Below are 14,844 nucleotides of genomic sequence, written 5' to 3' on the forward strand. Positions count from 1 at the left end.
ATAAAACGGGGGGAGACGCCCGTTTTTGTGATTGAAAACTGAAATGAGCAGAAAAAAATAATCAGCTGATTTGCTGTCTCAGACTGCATTTGCGCGAATTAATCATTTGATCTTCATCTTTTTTTCAATCAATTTTTTGCAGTGAATTTACTTTTCATTTCCTTTGCAGCCGCTCAGGCAGGTAGTACGGATGCAAAGCCTTGAAAACAAGCAAAAAAAATCCGCTACAAAGTTTTGGGATTAAACAATTTCAGTTACCTTTGCCTTCCCAAAAAATAAGAGTGTACGAAAAGTGAGGTTGGGTAGTTCTTTAGAATGTTGAATTTCAACAAAAAATATTCGCCACTTTAGCTCAGCTGGTAGAGCAACTGATTTGTAATCAGTAGGTCGTTGGTTCGATTCCGACAAGTGGCTCAGGAAGGGTACGATGTTACCAATCCGGGCAGGTTCCAGAGCGGCCAAATGGGGCGGACTGTAAATCCGCTGTCTTTCGACTTCAGAGGTTCGAATCCTCTCCTGCCCACAGGCTTCCGCCAGGTAAACTAACGAATACCGAAGCGGTTTCAGTATCGATAACAGATCTTTGTTCATATAAGCGGGAGTAGCTCATTTGGTAGAGCGATAGCCTTCCAAGCTATAGGTGGCGAGTTCGAGCCTCGTCTCCCGCTCATTTTTTCAGTTGACCGGTAATGGTATGGCACTATTGCCAGTCCATTAGGAAGACCGCTCACTGAGTCATCAGCCGTTGTAGCTCAGTGGTAGAGCACTTCCTTGGTAGGGAAGAGGTCGTGAGTTCGATTCTCACTAACGGCTCAACAATTTTTGGATCATCCGGATCAGCGATTGTAAGATGACTAAAAATACGTGTCGATAGAAAATCGCTGAATACATGATACCATCTCTGACTCCTTAAAATTCACTACGGTGAAAGAATAATGGGGCAGGGATATTTTCAGATAAATATTTGTAAAACCACAACTAAAAACAGATAACGATGTCAAAAGAGACTTTTAAGAGGGACAAACCTCACGTTAACGTTGGTACTATCGGTCACGTTGACCACGGTAAAACAACTTTGACAGCAGCCATCACTACCATTCTGGCTCAGAAGGGTCTGGCTCAGGCAAAAAAGTATGATGAAATCGATGGCGCGCCCGAAGAAAAAGAGCGTGGTATCACCATCAATACTGCACACGTTGAGTATCAGACGGACAACCGTCACTATGCTCACGTAGACTGTCCTGGTCACGCTGACTATGTGAAGAATATGATTACAGGTGCTGCTCAGATGGACGGCGCTATTCTGGTTGTGGCTTCTACAGACGGTCCTATGCCCCAAACAAAAGAGCACATCCTCCTGGCTCGTCAGGTAGGTGTTCCACGTATTGTGGTATTCATGAATAAAGTTGACCTGGTTGACGATCCAGAGCTTCTTGAGCTGGTTGAAATGGAAATCCGTGAGTTGCTGAGCTCTTATGGCTTCGATGGCGACAACACTCCAATCATTAAAGGTTCTGCAACAGGCGCTCTGGCTGGTGAAGCTAAATGGGTTGCTGCAGTTGAAGAACTGATGGCTGCGGTTGACGAGTACATTCCTCTTCCTCCACGTCCGGTTGATATGCCATTCCTGATGTCTGTAGAGGACGTATTCTCTATCACAGGTCGTGGTACTGTTGCTACAGGTCGTATCGAAAGAGGTCGTATTAAAGTAGGTGAGCCTATCGAGATCGTAGGTCTGATGGAAGCTCCTCTGTCTTCTACTGTAACAGGTGTGGAAATGTTCCGCAAACTCCTCGATTCAGGTGAAGCTGGAGACAACGCTGGTCTGCTCCTCCGTGGTATCGATAAAGCTCAGGTTCGTCGTGGTATGGTACTGTGCAAACCAGGATCTATCACTCCTCACACTGAGTTCAAAGGCGAAGTATACGTACTGAGCAAAGAAGAAGGTGGTCGTCACACTCCATTCTTCAACAAATACCGTCCTCAGTTCTATTTCCGTACAACTGACGTAACTGGTGAGTGCGAACTGCCAGCAGGTACTGAAATGGTTATGCCTGGTGACAACACCAACCTGCATGTGAAACTGATCCAACCCATCGCGATGGAGAAAGGTCTGAAATTCGCTATCCGTGAAGGTGGACGTACCGTAGGTGCGGGTCAGGTTACAGAGATCATTAAATAAGTTGAATCTCAATAAAAAGCCATTAGCGTTTTGCTTTTAGCTATTAGCCTCGGATTACTTATATTTGCTAACAGCTCTTGCATACACTAATGGCTTTTATACGGGCATAGTTCAATGGTAGAATAGAGGTCTCCAAAACCTTTGATCTGGGTTCGAATCCTAGTGCCCGTGCAACACAAAACTGAATGTGTTCTTATGAATAAAGTAACCACCTATTTCAGGGAGTCTTACAGAGAACTGCTTGAAAAAGTAAGTTGGCCCTCCTGGACGCAGCTGCAGCAATCGACTGTGATCGTCCTCGTAGCAACGGTTCTCATTACCGCCCTCGTGTGGGTAATGGATATCATTGCTCAATCGGGTCTTAAATTCATCTATTCACTATTTTACTAATGGAACAAACTACTCAACAACAGGAAACCAAGTGGTACGTGCTGCGCGTTGTGAGCGGCAAGGAGAGGAAGGTGAAAGAGTACCTCGACAAAGAGATTTCCCGCGGGGGATGGGGCGAGGTAGTGAAACAGGTTTTTCTGCCAGTGGAGAAAGTATACAAAGTTCAGAATGGTAAAAAGGTAATGCGTGAAAGAAACTACTATCCAGGCTACGTAATGATCGAAGTACAGGATGGTAAACTTTCCGACGACCTCAAAGAAGCAATAAAGAACACTACCAACGTAATTCACTTCCTCGGAAAAGACAATCCGATCGCCCTCAGAAAGGCAGAAGTGAACAAGATGCTTGGTAAGATGGATGAAATGGCAGAAGTTGGTGGCATGAGCATGGTTGAGCCATTCATCGTTGGTGAGACTATTAAGATCATCGAAGGACCATTCAATGATTTCAATGGTATCATCGAAGAAGTGAACGACGAGAAGAAAAAACTGAAAGTGACCGTAAAGATCTTCGGCCGCTCCACACCAGTGGAACTGAACTATATGCAGGTAGAAAAACTGGCATAAACACAGGGAAACTGATAAAAAGATTAACCACAGCAAACGCTGTGGTTTTTTTGTGTCTGTACGTGATGGCGAAGAGCTCCCGGAAGCAGTAATTATGTTATTCGCTTACATATAAGATAACCGTAGAAACTAAAAAACAGACCTTCATATTCAGTACCCAGGCATGTACAGGCAGGTTCTTATGCACCATTATTTAGTGAAACACTGCTACTGGCAAATGCCTTCAGCAGATCAGCAATGGAAGATAGCGGATGAAAAGAGATCAATGGAAAGCGTGAGGTTGCCATAAAACCAGCGCCTTGAATTCCCTAACCGGAAAAGGATGTATGGGAGGGTTATTATCTCAGACCCAAAGGCTAGGGCTGCAACACAAGCTGGTTTTAATTACGCAAGTTTGGTTATACGATCCAGTCCTGCATAGAAATTACAGCTGCGAAGCATTGGATAGTTCATAATCTAGAAATGAGCATGCTTTAAAAAAACAAGGCAGTCCAAACTATAAGGTAAGAATTCAGTAGAAGAATAAGGATCATGGATTTTGCCCTAACCTTCCTTTAAAGTAATACTCTACCGTTTCTGAAGTAGATTACTGAATCGGCTTTCTATGAATAAAGGCTCCTGAATTCGGTTATGCATTTCCGATAAATAAAAAACAACCAGGCGAAATTGAATTTCGATCTATTTACTGCGCTTTCGGTGCTGGAGAAATTCAGGAAGCGAAAAAGGGGAGATGAGTAATGCATTTTTGGGATCGATGGCATATTGTAAAAGCGCATATCCCTTCTTGTTAGCTAAAAATCCTTCAGTTTTTTCTACCTTTTTAGTTTGAACTGATCATTTCTTATTCTCCTGTAACCCTTATCTGTAGCGGGTTTAGTGGTGGGTATAGTGTGCGTGTGCATCGGCATCGGCAAACATTTCACATCAGTAAAGATGTCTCCGCAGGCTCAGCATTACTATCATCAGTTAGAGAAAATAAAAAAGCCTTTCCGTTCATTCTGCACGGGAAGGCTTCACTTATTTGCGTGATAATAACAGGCTTAGTTATTATCGTCGTCTCCGCCAGATGTTTCCTCTGCGGTATAACCAAAATCGATGGTCGCTTGCTCTTCAGCAACTGGGAAATCGACAACTGCAGGAGCTTCAGGAGCTGGAACTGGTTTTGGTTTCCTTGGTCTTGGCGCTGATTTCTTCGCTTTTTTAGCAGGAGCTGCTTTCTTAGCGGGAGCGGCTTTCTTGGCAGGAGCTGCTTTTTTACCAGCTTTCTTTGCTGCTTTTTTAGGAGCAACAGCTTTCTTAGCTGCTTTCTTTGCGGCTTTAGGAGCTGCTTTTTTTGCTGCTTTCTTAGGAGCGGCTTTCTTGGCTGCCTTCTTTGCTGCTTTTTTTGGAGCTGCTTTAGGTGCTGCTTTTTTAGCTGCTTTCTTCGCTGCTTTTTTAGGAGCTGCTTTTTTTGCTGCCTTCTTAGGAGCGGCTTTCTTCACAGCTTTCTTGGGAGCTGCTTTTTTAGCTGACTTTTTCTTTGCTTTGGCCATAGTGTGATGTGTTTTATAGTTGATGGTAAAGATACAATTACACAGAACTATTTGAGTGCAAAAGCTACGCAGAAATATTCATATTATAAAAAACTCATTGAAAGTTTGATGCCCGGATGATGATCGCAGATGAAATTTACCGCTGCTCATTACCGGTATGTGGAAGAAGAGGGGCAAACTAAACCGGTAATCCGGGCTGGATTTTCGTTGTTGCCGATGGCCGGGATGGGGATCTTAATTACACCTTACCTTCCGGCAATCATCGAAATGGTGTGTTCCCTGAAACACAATACTGTACAGCGTTTCAGCGGAATGTTGTACATGCCTGAATACACCTGCAGCCTCCTTTTTACACCCCATTGATCCACTGTTTTACGCTGCTTTGCATTCGCATTTCCGGCATGCAAACAGCAATTGCGATAGAAGACACTACACTGATGATCTGTTTGCAGATAGCGCTTTCATTTTGTGAAGAGAGTGTGAAGAATTTTAATGAATTTTTTCCTGATTTGGGCTTCCCGAAAGGCCTGTTTGGGCTGTTACCGATACTTGCTCCTGCACTTTCTTCATCATTGCATGCATCGTAATCCTGATGATAGCGGTGTTTTTCTGCCTGTAAGAGGGGAGGGTAGCTGTCCGCAATGTATCGGATGGTGATGCAACAGATAAGAGGATCCCGGCAGTCATGCGCGCGCAGAGTCTGGTAAGAAAAAACAGGATGGATCATATTGGGGCGAGCGTTTTCAGTTTTTCCTTGTGCTGTAAAAACTGAATTGAAGCATTGCGGTATCTGATTGTACTGTACCTGTTCACCTGCACACGATCCGCAGCTGAGGAATATGGTTGGTACGGATCCGATGCTTGAGATTGCGCTCATGACCGTGATCATCGTTGCTGCAATGAAACAGAAGACAGCTGCATCGGCAACAACCAATCAATTCAATAAAAAGTTGCCGGCAGTTTTTAACCGGCGTAACCCGACATCGACAAATGCGCTGTTGCCTGGGTTGCTTTTTCTTCGTCCCGAAGCATGAAGCTCTTCCATCCCGGCAGGTAATCTTTGTTCGCGGATGCCTTTTCCAGCCTATCTTTGCCAGCTCCCTGAGGGACTCATTTTTTTAGAGAAATTGTTCTTCAATCAAAACATTTTCCTACCTTTGCGTCCCCAATTGAAGTTCTTTACAAAGCCCGTTTCAAAACGGAAGCATTGACGGATACAGCGAAAGACCCGGTTTTCCGGGATATTTCAAATTGAAAATCAATTGTTTCCAACATAAAAACGGGATAAGAGGAATTTGGGAGTCCGCCAATTGACGGACGTTTGAACCAATAAATCATTAAGTAATGGCAAAAGAAATTACCGGCTTCGTTAAGCTGCAGGTAAAAGGTGGACAGGCCAACCCTGCACCTCCAGTAGGTCCTGCATTAGGTTCCAAGGGTGTAAATATCATGGAATTCTGCAAGCAGTTCAATGCTCGCACGCAGGATAAAATCGGGAAAGTTCTCCCCGTACTCATCACTGTTTATTCTGATAAGTCTTTCGATTTTGTTATCAAAACCCCTCCCGCAGCAGTACAGTTGCTGGAAGCTGCAAAACTGCAGAGCGGTTCCAAAGAGCCTAACCGTAATAAGGTAGGTAAAGTGAACTGGGCGCAGGTAGAGGCTATTGCAAAAGACAAAATGCCCGACCTGAACTGCTTCACCCTGGAAAGTGCTATGAAGATGGTTGCTGGTACAGCCCGCAGCATGGGAATTACTGTAGATGGTAATGCCCCCTGGGAAAACTAAATGTTCACATTCCTGCTCTGCGGGGATAACTTAAAACCGAATAGACAATGGCAATCGCAAAAAAAAGAAAAGTAGCTGACGCCAAGCTCGATAAAAATAAAGTATACTCACTGAAAGAAGCTTCTTCGCTGGTGAAAGAAATCAACACCACCAAGTTCGATTCTTCAGTTGACCTTCACATCCGTCTGGGCGTAGATCCTAAGAAAGCTGATCAGGCTATCCGCGGAACTGTAACCCTTCCACACGGTACCGGTAAAACAAAAAGAGTACTGGTACTCTGCACTCCTGATAAAGAAGCTGATGCTAAAGCAGCAGGCGCAGACTACGTAGGTCTCGATGAATTTGTAACAAAGATCGAAGGCGGATGGGTAGACATCGATGTAATCGTTGCTACACCAGCAGTTATGCCGAAAATCGGTAAACTGGGTAAGATCTTAGGTCCACGTAACCTGATGCCTAACCCCAAAACCGGTACAGTTACCAATGATGTAGCTGCAGCTGTAAATGAGGTGAAAGGTGGTAAGATCGCTTTCAAAGTTGATAAAGCTGGTATCATCCACGCTTCTATCGGCCGTGTTAGCTTCAGCCCTGAGAAGATCGCTGAGAACAGCCATGAGCTGATCAATGCACTTATCAAAGCAAAACCATCTTCTGCTAAAGGAACTTACCTGAAGAGCGTGTTCATGGCAAGCACTATGAGCCCCGGTATTGCAGTAGACACAAAATCATTGATCAACTAAACAGATTAACGCATAGGCAAAGACTTCTGTCAACGCCTGCGAAATCATAAAAAAATCTGCGTTATGAACAAGCAAGAAAAAAATGAAGTGATTGAAGTACTGAAAGAGAAATTCTCTCAGTATAACAATTTCTATATCACCAATACAGAGTCGCTCACTGTAGAGCAGGTTGGTAAACTCCGCCGCATCTGTTTCGACAAGAATGTTGAAATGAAAGTGGCTAAGAACACCCTCATCAAGAAAGCACTCGAAAGCCTGGATTCTACCCGTTATGCTGGTGTATTCGAAGCACTGAATGGCGTTACCGCTATCATGTTCAGCGAAACAGCAAAAGAACCGGCACTGATCATCTCTGACTTCCGCGCTAAAGGTCCTAAAGACTTCAACAAACCAGTTCTGAAAGCTGCATTCATCGACGGCGACGTATTCGAAGGCGATGATCAACTGAAAGTACTGACCGCGCTGAAGAGCAAGAACGACCTCATCGGCGAAATCATCGGTCTTCTCCAATCACCTGCGAAGAACGTTATCAGCGGCCTGAACGCTGGCAACAAAATCGCCGGTCTGGTAAAAGCACTCGAAGAAAGAGCTCAGTAATTAATTACTATTTCAACTTATTAACGCACGCCTGAGCGTTATATTCAACAAATTTTTTTAAACTTTCCGCCGGAGCACAGGCAATGAAGGCGGAAAAAATTTGACAATTATGGCAGATTTAAAATCATTCGCTGAGCAGTTGGTTAACCTGACTGTTAAAGAAGTAAACGAACTCGCAAAGATTCTGAAAGATGAGTATGGTATCGAGCCTGCTGCTGCTGCAGTAGTTGCTGCTGGTCCTGCTGCTGGCCCTGCTGCTGCAGCTGAAGAGAAAACTGCTTTCGACGTTATCCTGAAAAACGGTGGCGCTAACAAACTGAACGTAGTTAAGATCGTTAAAGATCTGACTGGTCTCGGTCTGAAAGAAGCAAAAGACCTGGTTGACGGAGCTCCAAAACCAGTGAAAGAAGGTATCAGCAAAGCTGATGCTGACGCTCTCGCTGCTAAGCTGAAAGAAGCTGGTGCAGAAGTAGAGATCAAGTAATCTTTGCAATAGCATATTTTACTATAGGCCCCGGATCATTCCGGGGCTTTTTGTTTTTACTGCTTTACGCATACAGAACATCCAATCCCGGCACACGGGAGATCCGCACACAATTCACCCCTCCGCAATTGTGGCTGACCACAAATTTCCGATACCCGCATCCGCTCCGCTGCAAGTATATTTTCACCCAAACCAGCCGTGTGTAGCGCGATCTGCCGGTTAGTTTGTATATTGGCTCCCTTATCTGATCGATGAAAAAAGTTTCACTGAAAGATATCGCCGAAATGACTGGTGTGAGCACTTCCACCGTAAGCTTTATCCTCAATGGTAAAGCCAGTGAAATGCGCATTAGTGAAGCGCTCAAAAAGAAAGTGCTTGCTACTGCCAACCGGCTCGGATATCAACCCAATCAGGTTGCGGTCAGCCTTCGGACCGGACAAACAAAAATCCTCGGCCTTCTTGTTGAAGATATCTCCAACAACTTCTTCGCCATGCTGGCCAAAACCATCGAAGACGAAGCTGAGAAGTTCGGTTACCGTGTAGTGTATTGCAGTACAGAGAACGATAGCAAGAAAGGGCAGGCCCTGCTCCGCATGCTCGCTCAAAGGCAGGTAGATGGATTTCTCATCACGCCCACATCCGGCATGGAACAGGATATCCGCAAACTGCATTCGCAGCATAAACCTGTGGTGCTGATGGATCGCTGCTTTTCCGGCATGGAAGTGCCTCATGTGCTGGTGAACAACTATGGCGGTACATCAGAAGCCATGCAGCATCTGATCAAAAAAGGCTATACCAGAATCGGGTTTATCACCGTTGACCTTGGTCTCAATCAAATGCTGGAGCGCGAAGCCGCGTATTCGGATGCCATTGCCAAAATGCCCGCCACCAAAGCAAAGGCGAAGAAAACCGTACTCACCATCAATTACCACAGCTCCAAAGAAGAGAACAAAAAACAGATCAGCAAATTCATCAAAAGCAATAAGCTCGACGCTGTTTTCTTTGCCACCAACTACCTCGGCATTCTCGGCCTCGAATGCCTGCGCGAACAACAGATCCGCATCCCGAACGAACTGGCGGTTGTCTGCTTCGATGATCATGATATCTTCCGCCTCTATATTCCCGATATTTCCGTAGTTCAGCAACCCGTTGAAGAAATGGGGCGCAAAGCTGTTCACCTGCTGATGGATCAGCTGGGAAAAGAAAGAACAGGATCGAAAGATCAGCAGCTGCGGCTGAACGCAAAGTTCGTAGCGAGAGAATCTACATCCCGCGAAGCATAGACAGTTTCAGTTTTTCTGCATTTGGTCTGTATCGAAAACAATTCCTGCTACAGTGAAGCATGTATAATTCATTTTGCAGTAAGGCAATTACGGCGTAATATTGGAGAATGGTTGCTAAATCGATTTAGCAAAACACAGGAAGAACATTAAGAAGGATTGGTGCGGCAAGTGTGGTGAAGAGTAGAAGCCGGAACAAAGGAAAGACCAGTGTAGTACCGTTCCCGATCAATTCAGCCGGAATTAATATTAGCAGCGTATTTTGTGTACAACAACAACGTTTTTTTGAAGTACGCCGGATGTCAGGTTCAGGGAATCCATCCGGCTTTTCATCAACATATTCGAATTGGCTTTCACTAAACAGCTATTATGAAGAATTGCATCGCGCTGACCCTTGCCCTGTTTGCTTCTGTTGGCCTGATGGCCCAGCACACGCCATCAGCCACCGACCCCGCAGATTGGGTGAACCCACTCATGGGAACCGATTCCAAACCAGGTCTGTCTAACGGAAACACTTATCAGAGCATTGTTCTCCCATGGGGTATGAATGCCTGGATGCCGCAAACCGGCAAAATGGGAGATGGATGGGGATACACTTATGCCTCCGACAAGATCCGCGGTTTCAAACAAACCCATCAGCCATCTCCCTGGATGAACGACTACGGCCAGTTCGCCATCATGCCCGTTACCGGCAAACTGAAATTCAATGAAGATGATCGCGCCAGCTGGTTCTCTCATAAAACCGAGATCTCCAAACCATACTATTACAGCGTTTACCTCGCCGATGCAGACGTAACTGCTGAACTCACTCCCACAGATCGAGCTGCGCAGTTCCGGTTCACCTTTCCGGAATCCGACAGCTCTTTTATTGTGGTGGATGCTTTCGATAATGGTTCACATATCAAAATCATTCCATCGGAAAGAAAGATCATTGGATACACTACCAAAAACAGCGGTGGCGTTCCCGGAAATTTCAAAAACTACTTCGTTCTCAAATTCGATAAAGACTTTGCTCTCGCTTACACTTCCAACGGCAGAAACCTCATCAAAGACTCTCTGGAAGTTACCAACGAGCATGCAGGTGCTGTGATCGGTTTCAAAACAAAAAAAGGTGAGCAGGTCCACGTTCGGGTGGCCAGCAGTTTCATCGATGAAATACAGGCTGAATACAATCTTCATCTCGAAGTGGATGCCGACACTTTCGAGTACACCCTCAAAAAAGCAAAACAAACCTGGAACAATACACTCGGCCGCATCAAAGTGGAAGGCGGTACTGAAGAGCAGACCCGCACTTTTTACTCCTGCCTCTATCGCGCCGTGCAGTTTCCTCAAAAGCATTACGAGATCGACGAGTTCGGTCGTGTACTTCATTACAGCCCGTACAACGGTAAAGTGTTGCCCGGATACCTCTACGCAGGTACAGGTTTCTGGGATACTTTCCGCGCCCTCTATCCATTGCTGAACCTGCTGTATCCGAACACCAACAAAGAAATGCAGAAAGGTTTGGTGAACGATTACAAAGAAAGCGGCTGGTTACCCGAATGGAGCAGTCCGGGGCTTCGTGATGTGATGGTAGGCAACAATTCCGCATCCATTGTAGCAGATGCTTACATCAAAGGAGTGCGGGGATACGATATCGATACGCTGTACAAAGCACTGCTGCATGGAGCTAACAATGAAGGACCACTTACAGCTGTAGGAAGAAAAGGTGTGAAATATTACAACGAGCTCGGCTATGTTCCCTACGATGTTCAGATCAATGAGAACGCGGCCCGTACACTCGAATATGCCTACGACGATTTCACCATCTTTCAACTGGCGAAAATGCTGAAGCGCCCACAGGCAGAGATCGATCTGTATGCAAAGCGCAGCCAGAACTATCGTAATCTCTTCGATCCCGAAACAAAACTCATGCGCGGCAAAAATCGTGATGGGCGTTTTCAGTCACCTTTCAATCCTTTCAAATGGGGTGATGCCTTCACCGAAGGAAACAGCTGGCACTATTCATGGAGCGTTTTTCACGATGTATACGGATTGAAAAAACTGATGGGCGGAGATGCCGCATTCATCAGCAAACTCGATTCGGTTTTCATCCTTCCGCCAGTATTCGACGACAGCTACTATGGAGGCGTGATCCACGAAATAAGAGAAATGCAGATCATGAACATGGGACAGTACGCACACGGCAATCAGCCCATCCAGCATATGATCTATCTCTACAACTATACCAGCCAGCCCTGGAAGGCGCAACAGCATATCAGAAAAGTGATGTCGCAGTTGTACAAACCAACACCAGACGGCTATTGTGGTGATGAAGACAATGGACAGACCTCCGCATGGTATATTTTCTCGGCCATGGGATTCTATCCTGTTTGTCCGGGTACAACGGAATATGTGCTGGGCACTCCGCTCTTCAAAAAAATGACCATCGCACTGGAGAATGGCAAAACATTGGTGGTGAACGCACCGGACAACAGTGCATCCAACCAATATGTGCAGGATCTCAAAGTGAATGGCAAGCTGCATACGAAGAACTGGGTCGATCATTTCGACCTGCTGAAAGGCGGCGTACTGGAATTCAATATGGGCGCCGCTCCCAACAAGCAACGCGGCATCAATGAAAGCGATCATCCTTATTCTTTTTCAAAATAGCACTCGTACAATGAAACGATTACTGCCCGCCCTGCTGTTAACCTTTCCTGCATTCAGTGCAATGGCACAGCACATGGCCGATGATCCGGTTCAGTATGTGAAACCCATCATCGGTACACAGCGCATGGGGCATACTTATCCCGGTGCAACGGTCCCTTTTGGAATGGTGCAATTGAGTCCGGATACAGACACGCTGCCATACGAAATGAATGGCCGGTACAATAAAGACGTGTACAAGTATTGTGCAGGATATCAGTACGATGATAAAACCATCGTTGGTTTCAGTCACACGCATTTCAGCGGCACCGGCCATTCCGATCTCGGCGATTTTCTGGTGATGCCAACTGTGGGCCCGCTGAAGCTCAATCCCGGTCAGGCGGATCAGCCGCGAAGCGGATTCCGGTCTGCTTTCTCGCACAGCAACGAAACGGCAGAAGCGGGCTACTACAAAGTAAAACTCGACGATTACAATATCACAGCCGAGCTAACGGCAACGAACAGGGTAGGATTCCATCAATACACTTTCCCGAAATCCGATCAGAGCCATATCATTCTCGATCTGATGTATGGCATCTACAATTACGAGGATAAGAACACCTGGACTTTCGTTCGCATAGAGAACGATACACTTATCACCGGATATCGTCAGACCAACGGATGGGCCAGAACCCGCACGGTGTATTTCGCCATGGCATTCTCCAAACCATTTTATCAGTACGGCAATAAGAAGTTCGATAAGAGTCAGGTGTACCGTGGATTCTGGGGCAAGTTCGATCAGAGTAAGAATTTCCCGGAGATGGCGGGCAAACAGATCCGTGCGTACTTCGATTTCAAAACGGAAGAAGGGGAGCAGATCAAGATCAAATTTGCGCTTTCTTCTGTGAGTACGGATGGTGCATTGCGCAATCTGCGCGCTGAAGCGCCGGGCTGGGATTTCAATCAGGTGAAACAACAGGCGCAAAGCAGCTGGAGCAAAGAGCTGAGCCGCGTGAGCATCCGATCGAACAACAGAGATGAGAAAGAGAATTTCTATACATCGATGTATCATGCGTTTCTGAGTCCGATCACGTACACGGATGTGGATGGCCAGTATCGCGGGCTCGATCAGAATATCCATCAGGCCAAGGGCTTTACCAACTACACTATATTTTCTCTGTGGGATACGTATCGGGCGCTGCATCCGCTTTTCAACATAGTGCAACCCAAACGAAATGCAGACATGGTGCAGAGCATGCTGGCGCATTATGATCAGAGCGTGCACAAGATGCTGCCTGTCTGGAGCCACTATGCCAACGAAAACTGGTGCATGATCGGATACCACAGCGTGAGTGTGATCGCAGATGCAGCGATCAAAGGCAATGCAGGATTCGATGCCAATAAAGCGCTCGAGGCCTGTGTGCAATCCGCACGCAATGGCTGGTACGAAGGGTTGAACCACTACATCAAACTCGGTTACGTTCCCGAAGACAAGAGTGGTTCATCAGTATCCAAAACACTCGAATACGCATACGACGACTGGGCCATTGCTCAACTCGCGAAGAAGCTGAACCGGAATGATATCTACGAAGAGTTCATCCATCGCTCCAACAACTGGAAGAACGTGTACGATGCCAGCATCGGTTATATGCGTCCCAAAATGAGCGATGGCAGTTTCCGAAAAGACTTCGATGTGCTGAGCACGCATAACCAGGGATTCATCGAGGGCAATGCCTGGAACTACAGTCTCTATGTGCCGCATCAGCCGGCTGAGCTGATCGATGCAATGGGAGGGAAGAAGAAATTCACTGCGCATCTCGATTCGCTCTTCACCATGCACCTGCCGGATAAGTATTTTGAGGAAACGGAAGACATTACCCGTGATGGCATCATCGGCAATTATGTGCATGGCAACGAGCCATCGCATCACGTACCATATCTGTACAACTGGACGGACCAGCCCTGGAAAACGCAGGAGCGTGTACGCATGATTCTGAAGAAGCAGTTCAAACCCACACCGGACGGGCTTGGGGGGAATGATGATTGCGGACAGATGAGCGCCTGGTACATTTTCACTGCGCTTGGTTTCTATCCTGTGGCGCCGGGTTCGGATGAATATGCCATTGGTAGTCCGTCTGTAGATGGCGCCAGTGTTCAGCTGGAGAACGGCAAAACTTTTACGATCGATGTGGCGAACAACAGCGATAAGAACGTGTACATTCAGAAGATACTGCTGAACGGAAAGCCGCTTCAAAGGCTTTTTATGAAGCATGAAGATATTCTCGGTGGCGGCACCCTTCAGTTTGTGATGGGGGCTAAGCCGAACAAGAGCCTTACTCAGTAAGTTTTGGTTTTCAAATGCGATTCCTTGCGCGGCATACTCATAGTGCCGCGCTTTTTTTGCTCTTTTGGGCAGAGTGAACCGAATGATCATTTACCATGTTATTATTAACCGGCACCAGATCGGACCGGGGTAAGGAGGCGAGGGCAGGGAGATGACGAAATTATCAATAAAAAAGCGGGCGGCTGAGCGGAAGAAGGGGATGCGGAGAAGCGCCAATACTGATACACAACTGGTTGAAGCCTGTTTATCAGCAGGGCAGCCAAACCCGCGGAATTCTGCCTTTTTTACCTTAAATTCGGTCTGAATTTTGTAG

Annotated in this window: 12 protein-coding genes and 5 tRNA genes; 15 read left to right on the forward strand and 2 right to left on the reverse strand. The window is 46.3% G+C overall.

The features are described 5' to 3' along the window. Positions 1 to 341 precede the first annotated feature (341 nt). The 8 genes from HHL16_RS18425 (at position 342) to nusG (ending at position 3,138) form a co-directional block, all read left to right on the forward strand. Positions 342 to 414 (forward strand) — tRNA-Thr (locus HHL16_RS18425). A gap of 26 nt (positions 415 to 440) precedes the next feature. Then, positions 441 to 523, forward strand: a tRNA-Tyr gene (locus tag HHL16_RS18430). Positions 524 to 595: 72 nt separating this feature from the next. Beyond that, a tRNA-Gly gene (locus HHL16_RS18435) sits at positions 596 to 668 on the forward strand. A gap of 73 nt (positions 669 to 741) precedes the next feature. After that, positions 742 to 813 (forward strand) — tRNA-Thr (locus HHL16_RS18440). A 181-nt stretch (positions 814 to 994) separates the two neighbouring features. After that, positions 995 to 2,182, forward strand: a complete 1,188-nt coding sequence (gene tuf / locus HHL16_RS18445; protein WP_169426823.1) for an elongation factor Tu — start codon at positions 995 to 997, stop codon at positions 2,180 to 2,182. A gap of 100 nt (positions 2,183 to 2,282) precedes the next feature. Further along, positions 2,283 to 2,353 (forward strand) — tRNA-Trp (locus tag HHL16_RS18450). 24 nt (positions 2,354 to 2,377) lie between these two features. After that, positions 2,378 to 2,572: a preprotein translocase subunit SecE gene (gene secE, locus HHL16_RS18455; RefSeq protein WP_169426824.1), complete on the forward strand. Its 195-nt coding sequence runs from the start codon at positions 2,378 to 2,380 to the stop codon at positions 2,570 to 2,572. Further along, positions 2,572 to 3,138, forward strand: a complete 567-nt coding sequence (nusG, locus tag HHL16_RS18460; RefSeq protein ID WP_169426825.1) for a transcription termination/antitermination protein NusG — start codon at positions 2,572 to 2,574, stop codon at positions 3,136 to 3,138. The genes secE and nusG overlap by 1 nt, the downstream gene beginning before the upstream one ends. Before the next feature lie 1,040 nt (positions 3,139 to 4,178). Here the strand turns inward: nusG and HHL16_RS18465 are convergent. Next, positions 4,179 to 4,670 (reverse strand): hypothetical protein, encoded by a 492-nt coding sequence (locus HHL16_RS18465; protein WP_206022491.1) that lies wholly within the window; start codon positions 4,668 to 4,670, stop codon positions 4,179 to 4,181. Between the two features lie 349 nt (positions 4,671 to 5,019). Next, the gene (locus tag HHL16_RS18470; protein ID WP_169426826.1) at positions 5,020 to 5,547 is read right to left on the reverse strand and encodes a hypothetical protein; all 528 of its coding nucleotides are present in this window, start codon (positions 5,545 to 5,547) and stop codon (positions 5,020 to 5,022) included. 467 nt (positions 5,548 to 6,014) lie between these two features. Here HHL16_RS18470 and rplK point away from each other — a divergent pair, with 467 nt between their 5' ends. The 7 genes from rplK (at position 6,015) to HHL16_RS18505 (ending at position 14,531) form a co-directional block, all read left to right on the forward strand. Further along, positions 6,015 to 6,458, forward strand: coding sequence for a 50S ribosomal protein L11 (rplK, locus tag HHL16_RS18475; protein WP_169426827.1), 444 nt, complete (start codon positions 6,015 to 6,017; stop codon positions 6,456 to 6,458). Between the two features lie 47 nt (positions 6,459 to 6,505). After that, the gene (gene rplA, locus HHL16_RS18480; RefSeq protein ID WP_169426828.1) at positions 6,506 to 7,198 is read left to right on the forward strand and encodes a 50S ribosomal protein L1; all 693 of its coding nucleotides are present in this window, start codon (positions 6,506 to 6,508) and stop codon (positions 7,196 to 7,198) included. Between the two features lie 63 nt (positions 7,199 to 7,261). Next, complete coding sequence (rplJ, locus tag HHL16_RS18485; protein WP_169426829.1) at positions 7,262 to 7,795, forward strand: 50S ribosomal protein L10; 534 nt, start codon at positions 7,262 to 7,264, stop codon at positions 7,793 to 7,795. A 109-nt stretch (positions 7,796 to 7,904) separates the two neighbouring features. After that, positions 7,905 to 8,279, forward strand: coding sequence for a 50S ribosomal protein L7/L12 (gene rplL, locus HHL16_RS18490; protein ID WP_169426830.1), 375 nt, complete (start codon positions 7,905 to 7,907; stop codon positions 8,277 to 8,279). Between the two features lie 251 nt (positions 8,280 to 8,530). After that, positions 8,531 to 9,562: a LacI family DNA-binding transcriptional regulator gene (locus tag HHL16_RS18495; protein ID WP_169426831.1), complete on the forward strand. Its 1,032-nt coding sequence runs from the start codon at positions 8,531 to 8,533 to the stop codon at positions 9,560 to 9,562. A gap of 366 nt (positions 9,563 to 9,928) precedes the next feature. Continuing rightward, positions 9,929 to 12,211, forward strand: coding sequence for a GH92 family glycosyl hydrolase (locus HHL16_RS18500; RefSeq protein WP_169426832.1), 2,283 nt, complete (start codon positions 9,929 to 9,931; stop codon positions 12,209 to 12,211). Between the two features lie 10 nt (positions 12,212 to 12,221). Next, positions 12,222 to 14,531 (forward strand): GH92 family glycosyl hydrolase, encoded by a 2,310-nt coding sequence (locus tag HHL16_RS18505; protein ID WP_169426833.1) that lies wholly within the window; start codon positions 12,222 to 12,224, stop codon positions 14,529 to 14,531. Positions 14,532 to 14,844: the final 313 nt, after the last annotated feature.

Origin of the sequence: Pseudoflavitalea sp. G-6-1-2 (assembly GCF_012927185.1) — a bacterium.
In the GTDB taxonomy this organism is placed as follows: domain Bacteria; phylum Bacteroidota; class Bacteroidia; order Chitinophagales; family Chitinophagaceae; genus Pseudobacter.

Bases quoted from the DNA above. Each gene is read 5' to 3' on its own strand.
- rplJ (WP_169426829.1), top strand. From the start codon at position 7,262: ATGAACAAGCAAGAAAAAAATGAAGTGATTGAAGTACTGAAAGAGAAA.
- HHL16_RS18465 (WP_206022491.1), bottom strand. From the start codon at position 4,670: ATGGCCAAAGCAAAGAAAAAGTCAGCTAAAAAAGCAGCTCCCAAGAAA.
- HHL16_RS18470 (WP_169426826.1), bottom strand. From the start codon at position 5,547: ATGAGCGCAATCTCAAGCATCGGATCCGTACCAACCATATTCCTCAGC.
- rplA (WP_169426828.1), top strand. From the start codon at position 6,506: ATGGCAATCGCAAAAAAAAGAAAAGTAGCTGACGCCAAGCTCGATAAA.
- tuf (WP_169426823.1), top strand. From the start codon at position 995: ATGTCAAAAGAGACTTTTAAGAGGGACAAACCTCACGTTAACGTTGGT.
- HHL16_RS18500 (WP_169426832.1), top strand. From the start codon at position 9,929: ATGAAGAATTGCATCGCGCTGACCCTTGCCCTGTTTGCTTCTGTTGGC.
- HHL16_RS18495 (WP_169426831.1), top strand. From the start codon at position 8,531: ATGAAAAAAGTTTCACTGAAAGATATCGCCGAAATGACTGGTGTGAGC.
- rplL (WP_169426830.1), top strand. From the start codon at position 7,905: ATGGCAGATTTAAAATCATTCGCTGAGCAGTTGGTTAACCTGACTGTT.
- rplK (WP_169426827.1), top strand. From the start codon at position 6,015: ATGGCAAAAGAAATTACCGGCTTCGTTAAGCTGCAGGTAAAAGGTGGA.
- HHL16_RS18505 (WP_169426833.1), top strand. From the start codon at position 12,222: ATGAAACGATTACTGCCCGCCCTGCTGTTAACCTTTCCTGCATTCAGT.
- nusG (WP_169426825.1), top strand. From the start codon at position 2,572: ATGGAACAAACTACTCAACAACAGGAAACCAAGTGGTACGTGCTGCGC.
- secE (WP_169426824.1), top strand. From the start codon at position 2,378: ATGAATAAAGTAACCACCTATTTCAGGGAGTCTTACAGAGAACTGCTT.